Genomic DNA, 11,984 nt, shown 5'->3' on the forward strand with positions numbered 1-11,984 from the left:
AACAGCGAACCTGAGATAAACCTTAATTGTTCTTTAAGATAATCTAAAGATTGCTTTTAGTTATAGAACTTAGGTTTTAATCAAGATTAGGCGGGACACGGTGGCCACTGGCCTGTTCATAGGCATAGGCTAACCCCAACAGCACCGGCTCGCTGAAGGCAGTCCCTACAAAAGTAATTCCTTGATGTCCTTTGGTAGTGTAGCCTCCCGGTGCTATAACCCCTGTTGCGGCGAATCCTCCGGGAACAGTGATGGAAGGATAACCTGCTCTAGCAGCAATGTCAGCGCCACCTTCATCGTCCAGAAACAGTAGGGCATCCAACTGATGACTTTGCAGCGCATGATCAATTCCCTGCTCCCGGGACATGTGTAGGTCCTTCCTTCTGCCTTCCAGATAGACCTCCTCGGTCAGTGTACCGCTGGTTTCTTCGGACCAAATCAAGGTACCCTGACCGTATTTCAGCGCGGCTTCGCCGTGCTGTTCATTATAAGCAATGACTTCTGAAAGCGAGTGAACGGGCACGTCATCTGGCAGTTTTCCAAGATAACTGTTGAGTGCGGCCTTGAATTCATAGCGCATTACATTGCCATCCCACTCCATGTCTTCGCAGGGAAGATGTACAGGGTCTATAATCACTGCCCCTTGTGCCTTCAGCTGAGAGACGGCTTCTTCAATAATCGCCAGTCTGCCCTCGTCCAGATCCTGATAATAAAACCGCGGAATCCCTATTCGCGCCTGCTTCAAGGCTTCCCGATTCAGATAGGGGCGGTAATCCTGCGGTTTGCCCTCTACGGCGAGCGCGCCCAGCAGAATCGCCGTATCTGTTACGGTTCGGGTCATCGGACCAGCACAATCCTGGCTATACGTAATAGGGATGATACCGGATGATGGAATTAAACCCACAGTAGGCTTCAAACCGACGAGGCAGTTGCGGCCTGCCGGACCAATGATGGAGCCTGAGGTCTCTGTCCCGATGGCCGCAGCACCAAGATTGGCCGCAACAGCCGCCGCAGAGCCTGAGCTGGAGCCGCCAATGAACAGCTCGCCCGGACCATAGGGGTTCAGGACAAGACCTCCTCGCGCGCTATATCCTGCCCACATCGTTGGCGACATGAAATTGGCCCATTCGGTCATATTGGTTTTACCCAGAAGGACGGCCCCTGCCGCACGCAGCCGGGCAGCCACGTAGGAATCCTCAGGAGCGATAGATTTTGCCAACGCCAACGAGCCTGCACTGGTATGCATCTCATCATGGGTGTCAATATTATCTTTTAACAACACTGGAATACCATGCAGCGGCCCACGGGGCCCCTTGTCCTTTCGCTCCTGATCCAGGGCCTTTGCGATAGCAACAGCCTGCGGATTGATCTCCAATACAGAACGGAGCACAGGATCGTACTTGCGGATGCGTTCCAGATAGATATTGACCAGATCCGCTGAAGTCACTCTTCCTGCGGTCATTTCCGCCTGCATGCCTGTAATATCTGCTTCGATAATCCATTCTTCAAGATGGTTATCCATAGCGATTCACCTCTTTTCAGCTCAATGATGTCATAAGGTAGAACATTTCCTTACAATACGATGAAGTTCCTTTGACGAGAGAGGGGAGATTTTAGCTTTATTTATTTTTTACAGAAAAATAGCGCCATTTCGGCGCCATCTTGTTCCAGTCTATAAGGAGCGGATTTTTCTAAACCGGAAGATTACCGCCGCTGGCAGCTCATGCCAATCAAACTGGGTTTTCGCCGCGGATTCATCCAGTTCAAAGCTAGGCTCCTCCAGGCCATCCAGCACGAAGCCAGACTGCATGAACGTATGGATGTAATAGGATAGAGGCCTGTGAAAAATAAGATGGGCCACCGGCTGGCCCTTGATGCCAATAGAGTACATCGGCTCCGGGGTCAGGTAGCTGCTGACCTGCACGCTGTTGCGGTGGATGATCTCCCCATTGCGGTCCTCGGTCTCATGGATTTTTCGGGTACCGGGTGCCTGAAAACACGGATGCGGAATTGAAAAGACGACAGCACCATTGTCTCTCAGTATCTGTCCCAGTGCTTTTACCAGAGGCACAATGTCGGCAATATCCATAAACGCCATATTGGCGACAGCAGCATCATATTGAGCCGTGCCCAGTGTCAGTAAGGAATCGTAGTCTGTGGCGTCGATCACTCTGTAATCAATATTCGAAGCTGCCTGTCCAGACCGTGAGATAGCCCGCTCCACCATGTTGGGACTGTAGTCAAAAGCAGTCACGACAGCGCCAAGCTCAGCCAGCCTTCTGGAGAAGTTACCGTTGCCGCAAGCGATATCCAGTACGGCTTGAGCTGCTGTAACATTCAATAGCTCCTCGGTCTTGGGCCTTATAATCTCCCGGTGGAACGGGTTGCTGAGGTCGCCCATATAGCTGTCCCAGAACTCGGCATTTTCCTCCCATTTGGTCCGGGATTCTTCCGTTAGCTCTTTCCATTGGTTCATGTAAAGCCCTCCTTTTATCCTAACGTACAAAATTAACCCTTGGTTCGCAATGATTTCAGCGTATTCAGCTAGCAAATGCTCCGAAAAGCTTAACAATACTCGATAGGATATGATATAGAGCGTGATAGGGCATGTGGATAACAGGAATAACTCCTGTTGTTTTGACTAAATTTACTTCTTTTTAAAAGATAACTGGAAAATATCCAGTTAATTATCTCTTAACTACCCCATTGCGGGATAAAAGAGATTTTTAACTGGAGAAATTCCCGTTATTGATGCTAAATAAGGTGAAAGAAATGAATTAAAGGTATATTTTCCTGTTATCAAAGCCCCTCTTAAGCTCGTGCGTGGCTCAGTGGAATATTTCAGTGAAGCGTGGAATCCCTATATCCAAGGATTTCATCCATCCAGGATGCTACAGGTTTCAGTTTACACTATATAAATTGGCTGATGTTTCATTATGGTGTGAACCGGGTCAGAGGGTATACTGAATAAAAGAAAAACTTAAACTTCGTTGAAAAGGTGAACACCTATGAATAAAAAAATACTGGTCGTCGATGACGAACCAGGCATCGTGAGCGCTATTGCTTATGCACTGCGCCGCGAGGGCTATGAAGTAGATACAGCCGGGGATGGCGAAGAGGCACTTGGCAAGGTGAGTACCTTTCAGCCGGACGCCCTGGTGCTGGATGTGATGATGCCGCGCATGAGCGGGTATGATGTGTGCCGGAAGCTGGAGAACCGGAGCGACATTGGAATTATACTACTAACTGTCAAAAATGATATTGTCGATAAAATCATCGGCCTGGAGCTTGGCGCAGACGATTATATGACCAAGCCGTTCGAGATTCGTGAGCTGCTGGCCCGTGTGAAGGCGCTGCTACGCAGACTGGACAAGAAGGCTGGAGGAGACACGAAGACGGAGTTGATTCAGTACGGCACATTAAAGGTACAGCCGGATCACCGGAGTGTGCAGATTGCCGGAGATCAGCTCGATCTGACGCCCAAAGAGTTCGATCTTCTTCTCTTGCTGCTATCCCATCCACAGCGGGTCTACATGAGGGAAGAGCTGCTGGAGCAGGTGTGGGAGATGGACTATGCGGGCGGCACGCGCACGGTGGATATTCACATCCAGCGTCTGCGCAAGAAGCTGGGAGATCCCTACCAGAATATTCTGCAAACTGTATATGGAGTAGGGTATAAGGCTGTCCCTGCGGGAGATTACTCATGAAGATCAGCATTAAGCTGAAGTTCAGCTTCTTTCTGGCGCTGCTACTGATTCTGGCCATCGGAGTGTTGAGTTTTTTTGTGCTGCGTGGAGTGGAGAACAATCAGCAGGCTCAGGTGGAGAGCTATCTGGCGCAACATGTTAAAACCGTCAATCTGCGAGTGAAGCAGACGTATTATACGGGGACGGGTGACCGCCCTGAGCCGCAGGCCTTCCTTCAGCTGAGGGGGCGGGGAATGGCGGCTGAACTGGCCGGGTTCACCGGTATGGAAGTTACATTGTATGACGAAGAGGGGGTCATGGTCGGCTCCTCCGCACAGGGCGGCCCGGCGCCCGTAAAGACGGATGTCAGCACCGCTCTGTCCTATGCGCTGGAGAATAAAATTGCCTATCAAAATGCAGGTGATAACCTGCTCTACCTGGCCCCGCTGCAAGGCCCAGAGGGGCAGATGGGAGTGGTTCAGCTCCGGTATTCGTTGAAGAGCAACAACGATTTTCAGCACACTCTTCAGAACCTGTTCCTGACCACAGGCGGAATCGTGCTCTTGCTGAGCTTTCTGCTGGGATATCTGTATTTCAATACCGCAGCTGCCGCCATTGGCCGGTTGAAGCAGGCTGCGGAGAAGATTCGCCGTGCTGAGTATATCGCTGAACCTCCGCTTCGCCGGAAGGATGAACTGGGAGAACTGGCGCAGGGCATCTTTTACATGAGTCAGGAGATTGAAACGAGTATTGCAGCGAAGGATGAGGAGCAGCGCAAGCTCCAACTGGCCGTCGAGAAACTTCAGGCGCTGGAGCAGCAGCAGAAGCAGTATATCGGTAACATCAGTCATGAATTCAAGACCCCACTGACCTCGATCAAGGCCTATGTGGATCTGCTTAACATGTATGACGACGATCCCCGGCTCCTGGAGGATGCCAAGCAGAATATCGCGAAGGAAACCCAGCGGCTCTATGAGATGGTGGAGAAGGTACTGCAGTTGACCGCACTAGAGAAATATGATTTTGAATCCCAGAGTGAGCTGCTGGAGGTCGCGGCGGAGCTCAGGGAAATTTGCAGCCGGATGAATGGCAAGGCGGAGCGGTTTGGCCTCACCATCAGCCTGGATGTACATCCTGCCCATGTCTGGATGGACCGTGAAAGCTTTATGCATATTTTTATCAACCTGCTCGACAATGCGATCAAATACAACATTCCCGGAGGAAACATTCACATCTTCTGTGAGCAGCAGGAGGGCCGGGTGCGCATGATTGTCCGTGACACAGGGATCGGTATTCCTGCGGAAGCCAGGGGAAAGATTTTCGAACCGTTCTACACGGTCAATCGTGACCGGTCCAGGCAGTCTGGAGGCACAGGTCTTGGCCTGTCGCTGGTGCAAAATTTGGTGGAGAAGCATCACGGTACAATTGAGCTTCTGGGTACAGAAGGGCCGGGCTCTGTGTTCGTCCTGTCTTTCCCGGCGGTATCGTGAGAGGCGCTAGATAGATTGAATTCGCATCAAGTTTACACCATGGAAACATTCTGCAATGGTTTGGAAATATGACGCTAGTATGCTGAGAGCAACAATGTTCTAGGAGGATTCGTGTATGGAAGACCAGAAAGGCGGTAATACAGGAAAGCCGAAGGCCACACGTCGCTTGGTGAGAGCGGGAAGACTTCTGCTAGGGTGCAGCTTTCTTCTAGCTATGACAGCGTGTGGGACGGCGGGTACGGAAGCTCGGCATGTTGTGGAGAAGCCGGGGCAAAAGGTTACGGTGATGGACAATACGACAGATTCCGTCTATACGAAGCTCAAACTTGACAGTATCGACAAGTTCGAAGGCATCCGTGGTATGGATTGGTTAGGCGAGAATGAGCTTGCTGTCGACAAGGAGAATCGAAAGCTGACTTCCGAAACGATCGAAGGCCAGGAGCGGTATCCCCATAATTTCTATATTCGTGATCTGGTAAGCGGCCAAGATCAGCCTCTCAAGGAGGGGAAAGAGAATCTTGGCAATGCGATAGTGTCTCCGGATAACAAGTATATTTTTTACAAAGAAGTTTATGAAGCTACCGGCATCGGCTACTTAATGAATCTGGAGACCCGTAAGACGGTTCAACTGGGCAAGGATGAATTCATGGCGAGCGAAGGGGAGTGGGCGGACAGCGGACATGTAATTTACCCGGACATGAAGGGCGACATTATCAAAGCAGATGTGCAGGGTAAGAGTGAGGTCGTGCTGGAGACAGGTGCGGGTATTATCCACAATGTAGTGCAGTCCGGCAGTATTATCTATTACGTTGCCCATGAAGATAGCCAATTGTTCGCCTATGACACAGAGACCAAGAAATCTAAAGTGATCAAAAAGAATGTAATGTGGGTTATCCCTTCCCCTGACGGCTCCCGGTTAGCTATTGTAAAGCGGGAGGGCCCCGGGGAGATGAAGCTTGTTCTCTGCGATCCTGCAGGCAATGAGCAGTCTGTGATCGACAGCGGGATGCAGATTTTTGGTACCAATTGGTCACCGGACGGCAGTAAGCTGGCCTACAATGTCAGCTCTGATAATGGCAATGTAAACCGTTTGTTCATCACCGAGGTGGAGACTGGAGAGCAAACCCCGATTTCCGACGAAATGCAGGCTTCTGACAAGCTTCGTTGGAGCCCCTCGGGGAAGAAGTTGCTCGTTTCAACGTCTGTGTTAAAGGACAATAAATATCAGTTTGTCACATACGTAATTACGCTATCCTGAGATTATAAGTGTTATTAAATTACGTATTTAAGTCATATATGTCTGTGGAAATACTTAAATACATCATTTTATGCAGGCGAGGACACCCATAGGGTGTCTTTTTCAATACGTGAAATTGGAAATTTACGTCTCTCTTTTACAATCCACTCCATTATCCTTAATCTCCGGCAAATAATCGACTCCTATACTGCAAGTGGGTGAAGAACTGCTTGGTCCTTAGAGAAGAGCCCACAAATAGGAAATGGGAGTGAAGGGGAAATCATGACAATCCGATTCAGAAAACAATGGTTCATCGGTCTTACGCTGTCCTTGCTCGTCCTGTTGCTTGCTGCTTGTGGAAATTCGGAAAACAAGGCGAATGCGCCGGAAGGTAATGCCGCTGCACCAGAGCTCAGCTTGAGCGACATTGAGAGCAAAGCCAAAGAAGAAGGCAGTGTAATGAGTGTCGGCATGCCTGATTCATGGGCCAACTGGAAAGACACTTGGGCAGATATGACTAGCGTATATGGATTGAAGCATGAAGATACAGATATGTCGAGCGCGGAGGAAATCGCCAAGTTCGAAGCAGAAAAAGATAAACCGACAGCAGACATCGGTGACGTTGGTATCGCGTTTGGTCCCGTTGCGGTAGCGAAGGGCGTAACACAGCCATACAAGACGTCTTATTGGGATGAAATCCCTGACTGGGCAAAAGACAAAGACGGTAACTGGGTTGTTGGCTACCAGGGCAGTATTTCGTTCCTGACGAATACCAAGCTTGTACCAAACCCGCCGAAGAGTTGGGAAGACCTCAAGAACGGCAATTATAAAATCATCGTTGGTGATGTGACTAAAGCCGCGCAAGCGCAAATGGCCGTACTTGCCGCAGCGATCGCTTTTGGTGGTGACGAGTCGAACATTGAGCCAGGGATTGCATTCTTCGAAGATCTGGCCAAGAAAGGCCGTCTCTCGAACGCAGAAGCTTCTGTCGCTAACATCGAAAAGGGTGAAGTTGAAGTAACTCTGCTGTGGGATTTCAACGCTCTGAACTACAGAGATCAAATCAACAAAGATGGCTTTAACGTTGCCATTCCGAAGGAAGGCAGTGTAGTCAGCGGTTATGCGACCATCATCAACAAATGGGCTCCGCATCCTAATGCAGCCAAGCTGACACGCGAGTACATCCTGAGTGATAAAGGCCAGATTAATTTGGCTAACGGTTACGCTCGTCCGATCCGTGACAGTGTCAAACTGCCGGATGATGTGGCAGCGAAGCTTCTGCCGAAGGAAGAGTATGCTAACGTCAAACCGGTAGGCGACTACAAGGTATGGGAAGAAACAGCTAAAAGCATTCCGCAATTATGGCAAGAACGCGTTCTTGTACATTTGAACTAACCGATCCCGGGAACACGGGAGCAGTACTTTAATCAGAGGGCGTCTTCGTCATGTATCATGCCGAAGCGCCCGCTTTTTTGAATGGGGCAGAGAGGTGGCTTTTAAAGAATGAAACAGAACAGACGCGGCGGTGTCATTCTGGCGTTGATTCCATTCGTACTGATGGTGCTGGCGTTCCAGCTTGTGCCTGTATTGTCCATGGTGAGCAACAGTTTCCATAGCGGAGACGGGAAGGGTATTACCTTTGGCAATTATGTGCATGCGCTGCAAAGTGCCTATTATATGCAGGCAATCAAGAACAGCCTGTTCATCTCCATCGCCTCCAGTGTGGCTGGAATCATCATCGGACTAGTGTGCGCTTATTGCATCACCCGCTTTACGCCAGTCGTACGCGACCGGGTGCTGATGGTCTCGAATATGACCTCCAACTTTGCCGGCGTACCGCTGGCTTTTGCGTATATCATCTTGCTGGGCAACAACGGAATATTCACCCTGCTATTCAAAGATTGGGGCTGGGATGTATTCGCCGGATTCAATCTGTACAGCTGGACCGGCCTGGCGCTGGTTTATGTCTATTTCCAAGTGCCTCTGTCTTTGCTGCTGCTGTATCCGTCTTTTTACGGTATCCGGGAGCAGTGGAGAGAAGCGGCGGCGCTGCTCGGTGCAGGACGCTGGCAATTCTGGAAGACTATCGGTCTGCCGCTGCTGGCTCCCGCGATTTTTGGCACGATGGGTATTCTCTTTGCTAATGCGATGGGTGCGTATGCGACGGCCTATGCTCTGGTCGGCGGTAATTATAACCTGCTTGCCGTGCGCATTGGCTCTCTGGTCGCAGGAAATGTGGTTACCCAACCAGAGATGGGCAGTACGCTGGCTGTCCTGCTGGCACTAACTACGCTGCTGGCTGTTTATCTCAACCATGTTATGGTCCGGCGGGCGGGACGTTTCGTGGCGCGAGCTGCGGATAAGCCTCAGGCTAAGGCCAGTGTGGTACGACGTCTTCGGCCAAGGGCAAGAGAGGAGATGGGACAATGAGTACTCGCAAAGCGGGACTTGCTCCACGTGTACTGATCTTGCTCCTGATGGTGTATCTACTCGTGCCGCTACTGGCTACGGGATTGTATGCTTTTGCCCAGGATTGGCAGAACAGCTTGCTGCCTCGTGCCTGGACCTTCGACTGGTTCATACAGATGTTTCAGGACCTGCGCTTCATGGAGGCACTTTGGACTTCGCTGTATCTGTGCCTTATAAGTGTAGTGGTCAGTCTGGTAGTTATGCTCCCGGCTGTGTTCGTGATCACGATGTATTTTCCGCGCTGGGAGAGCTTGATGAAGGGGATTGTCGTTCTACCGTATGCGGTCCCCGGTGTTGTAGCGGCGGTGGGTCTCATTCGTACTTATTCTTCTGGTCCTCTCAATATCGCAGGCACTTCTTACTTGCTGGTCGGCGCTTATTTTGTAGTTATTCTGCCGTACATGTATCAGGGCATCCGCAACAGTCTGCTGACCGTCTCCGCTGCTGAACTGCTGCAGGCCGCTGAACTGCTCGGGGCCCGTCGCCGCCAGGCTTTTATGAATGTGATTCTCCCTAATATCTGGCCGGGTGTAATGGTCTCTGCCTTACTGTCTTTCTCGGTGCTGTTCGGTGAGTTTGTACTGACGAATATGCTGGTTGGCGGACATATCCAGACGATCCAGATTTACTTGTATAAGCGGGTTGGCGAGAGCGGGCATTTGGCCAGTGCGATTGCGATTTCGTACTTTGTGTTTATTTTGGTGCTATCCATGGTGCTAATGAAGCTGGGTAAAAAGATGGGAGGCGTTCGCGGATGAATGATTACTTGAAGCTGCAAGGTGTGCGCAAATTATTCGGGGACGCCTGTGTCCTGGACAATGTGGATCTGGAGATCCGGGAGGGAGAGCTTGTGACCTTACTAGGACCCTCTGGCTGCGGAAAAAGCACCCTGCTACGCTGCATAGCCGGCCTGACGGAACTGGATGGCGGCAGCATTATGCTGGCGCAAAAGGACGTCACCCGGCAGCCGCCCCGTAACCGGGAGGTGGGCATGGTGTTCCAGTCGTATGCGCTATTTCCCAACCTGACCGTGGGCCAGAATGTTGAATACGGGATGAAAATGCGCGGGATGTCCAAGGCGGCCCAACGTACCCGTAGCGAAGAGCTGCTGGCTCTGGTCGATCTTGAAGAGAAGCGGGACGTATATCCGCAGTCACTGTCCGGCGGACAGCAGCAGCGGATCGCGTTGGCCCGTTCGCTGGCTGTGCAGCCCAAGGTGCTGCTCCTGGACGAACCGCTCAGCGCGCTGGATGCCAAGATCCGTAAAAATCTGCGGACTGAAATCCGCGAGATTCAGAAACGTCTTGGGATGACGACTTTGTTCGTCACGCACGACCAGGAAGAAGCGCTGATTGTGTCTGACCGGGTGTGCGTCATGAAAGGCGGACGGATTATTCAGGATGATTCACCTGAAGGGTTATACACGGCGCCGCGCACCGAATTTGTGGCGCGGTTCATGGGCAGCTACAACGTGTTTACTAGGCCGGAGGCGCTGAAACTATTCGGCCGAGTAGACAGCCCGGCGGACAGCTTCGCCTTACGCCCTGAAGCGATTACGCTGCTTAAGGCTGGGGAGGCTGCAGCGGCTGAAGGAGAGGGCAGGATCCTGCTGGACGCCAGCATTCATTCGGTATCAATGCTGGGGAATATCATCCGCTGCACAGCCGAAGCCTCCGGCATTCGCCTGACAGTAGATGTGCTGAACGACGGAAGTTGGCTGCGTTTGCGGGAGCAGGATCGGGTCACACTGGTGCTGGACCCAGCACAGCTCAGACATTTGGAACGGGAAGGCGCATAGCATCATCCATTCTCTGATTCAGGAAGGGCGGGGCAAAAATGAGTGAGATAACGAACAAGCTGATTGTGGTTGTATTGGACGGACTTCGGTATGATGCGGCTCGAAAATATTTGGGCTACATGGAGCATCTGGTAGAGCAGGGAGTCGTGTCGTGCTACCGGGTACAGTCGGAATTACCCAGCTTGTCGCGGCCGCTCTACGAGGTGCTGCTTACTGGCACACCTGTGGTCAGAAACGGTATCACGGCCAACCATATCAACAGGCCCAGCAAGGAACAGAGTGTCTTCCATTTGGCGGTCGCTGCGAATCTACGTACTGCCGCAGCCGCCTATCACTGGGTCAGTGAGTTGTACAGCTCATCCCCGTTCAACCCGATTACCGACCGTCACCAGCACAATGTGCTGCGCCCGATCCAGCATGGCAGCTTCTACTTCGAGGACCAATATCCCGACAGCCATGTGTTTGCAGATGCCGAATACTTGCGCGGGGCATTCGATCCCCATTTTCTCTACGTCCACTCCATGAATATTGACGATGCGGGCCACCGCTATGGAGGGGAGAGCAAGGAATACGAGTTAGCTGTGCGTCAAGCCGACGGTTTGCTGGCTACGATGCTGCCAATCTGGATGAACGAAGGCTATAAAATTCTGGTTACTGCCGACCATGGTATGAACGCGAATGGCTTTCACGGCGGCGTTTCGCCTGCGGAGCGTCATGTCCCTCTGTATACTTTTGGCGAAACCGTGCTGTCCCCGGAAAAAGAGGTCCAAGCGCTGCCTCAGCTTCGCCTTGCACCCTTAATGTGTCACTGTCTAGGCCTTATGCCTGCGGCTGCCATGAGCACTGAGGGTCTGCCACCTCTGGTTCCGGCTGCGGTAAGCCGTGAGGCAGAAGAGGTAGTGTGAGGGTGAGTACAGGTGGAGAACTGTGCGTGTAGGGGGCGCAGGGGCTAGAAGAAGGACTGTAAGCGTGTTGAGAGGTTCGGAGGGTTAAGCGGAAGATTGCGAGTGTAGATGGGCAGGAAGGCTTTAGTAGGCTATGAGAGGGACTGCGAGTACAGAAGGTAGGGGGACTAGCAGCGGGACTGCAAGTACAGAGCGGTATAAGGCTAGGTAGAGAGAAAGCTTACGTTCGATGAGGACGCTCTTTCCGTTAAAGCGAGCATACCCGGCAGTCTGAAATGGATTAGCACCTCCCGGACATTTAGCGCATTGTAACGGAGTACTCTATCCCCCAGCTTCGGGACTCCTTGTCCGGGCTGGGGGGCTTTGTGTGTTATAATGAATGTCGCATAGAATAGTGGA

General features: G+C 51.6%; 11 protein-coding genes. 8 read left to right on the plus strand and 3 right to left on the minus strand.

The features are described from left to right. Positions 1-76: 76 nt before the first annotated feature. On the minus strand, positions 77-1,522 hold the full coding sequence (locus tag ACFVRY_RS10855) for an amidase family protein (protein ID WP_387500043.1): 1,446 nt from the start codon (positions 1,520-1,522) through the stop codon (positions 77-79). A gap of 150 nt (positions 1,523-1,672) precedes the next feature. Then, the gene (locus ACFVRY_RS10860) at positions 1,673-2,476 is read right to left on the minus strand and encodes a class I SAM-dependent methyltransferase (protein WP_387500045.1); all 804 of its coding nucleotides are present in this window, start codon (positions 2,474-2,476) and stop codon (positions 1,673-1,675) included. A gap of 532 nt (positions 2,477-3,008) precedes the next feature. Between ACFVRY_RS10860 and ACFVRY_RS10865 the strand changes: the two genes are divergently transcribed. The 8 genes from ACFVRY_RS10865 (at position 3,009) to ACFVRY_RS10900 (ending at position 11,585) form a co-directional block, all read left to right on the plus strand. Beyond that, positions 3,009-3,707 carry a response regulator transcription factor gene (locus ACFVRY_RS10865; RefSeq protein WP_387500047.1) on the plus strand — a complete coding sequence of 233 codons (699 nt, stop codon included), beginning with the start codon at positions 3,009-3,011 and terminating at the stop codon, positions 3,705-3,707. Beyond that, a complete protein-coding gene (locus ACFVRY_RS10870) occupies positions 3,704-5,176 on the plus strand; it encodes a sensor histidine kinase (protein WP_387500049.1) in 1,473 nt (490 codons plus the stop codon). Before ACFVRY_RS10865 ends, ACFVRY_RS10870 begins: the two co-directional genes overlap by 4 nt. A 115-nt stretch (positions 5,177-5,291) precedes the next feature. Further along, entirely contained in the window at positions 5,292-6,434 is a 1,143-nt protein-coding gene (locus ACFVRY_RS10875; protein ID WP_387500051.1) for a TolB family protein, read from the plus strand. 261 nt (positions 6,435-6,695) lie between these two features. Then, a complete protein-coding gene (locus ACFVRY_RS10880) occupies positions 6,696-7,808 on the plus strand; it encodes an ABC transporter substrate-binding protein (protein WP_387500053.1) in 1,113 nt (370 codons plus the stop codon). Positions 7,809-7,916: 108 nt separating this feature from the next. Then, complete coding sequence (locus tag ACFVRY_RS10885) at positions 7,917-8,843, plus strand: ABC transporter permease (protein WP_387500055.1); 927 nt, start codon at positions 7,917-7,919, stop codon at positions 8,841-8,843. Beyond that, entirely contained in the window at positions 8,840-9,640 is an 801-nt protein-coding gene (locus ACFVRY_RS10890) for an ABC transporter permease (RefSeq protein WP_379467059.1), read from the plus strand. Before ACFVRY_RS10885 ends, ACFVRY_RS10890 begins: the two co-directional genes overlap by 4 nt. Then, positions 9,637-10,680 carry an ABC transporter ATP-binding protein gene (locus ACFVRY_RS10895; protein ID WP_387500057.1) on the plus strand — a complete coding sequence of 348 codons (1,044 nt, stop codon included), beginning with the start codon at positions 9,637-9,639 and terminating at the stop codon, positions 10,678-10,680. The genes ACFVRY_RS10890 and ACFVRY_RS10895 overlap by 4 nt, the downstream gene beginning before the upstream one ends. A gap of 38 nt (positions 10,681-10,718) precedes the next feature. Next, a complete protein-coding gene (locus tag ACFVRY_RS10900) occupies positions 10,719-11,585 on the plus strand; it encodes an alkaline phosphatase family protein (RefSeq protein WP_387500059.1) in 867 nt (288 codons plus the stop codon). Positions 11,586-11,788: 203 nt separating this feature from the next. Here the strand turns inward: ACFVRY_RS10900 and ACFVRY_RS10905 are convergent. Further along, positions 11,789-11,984: hypothetical protein (locus ACFVRY_RS10905; protein WP_387500061.1), on the minus strand; the 196-nt coding region annotated here is incomplete at its 5' end.

Source organism: Paenibacillus sp. NPDC057934, assembly GCF_042887565.1.
Taxonomy (GTDB): Bacteria; Bacillota; Bacilli; order Paenibacillales; family Paenibacillaceae; genus Paenibacillus_AQ.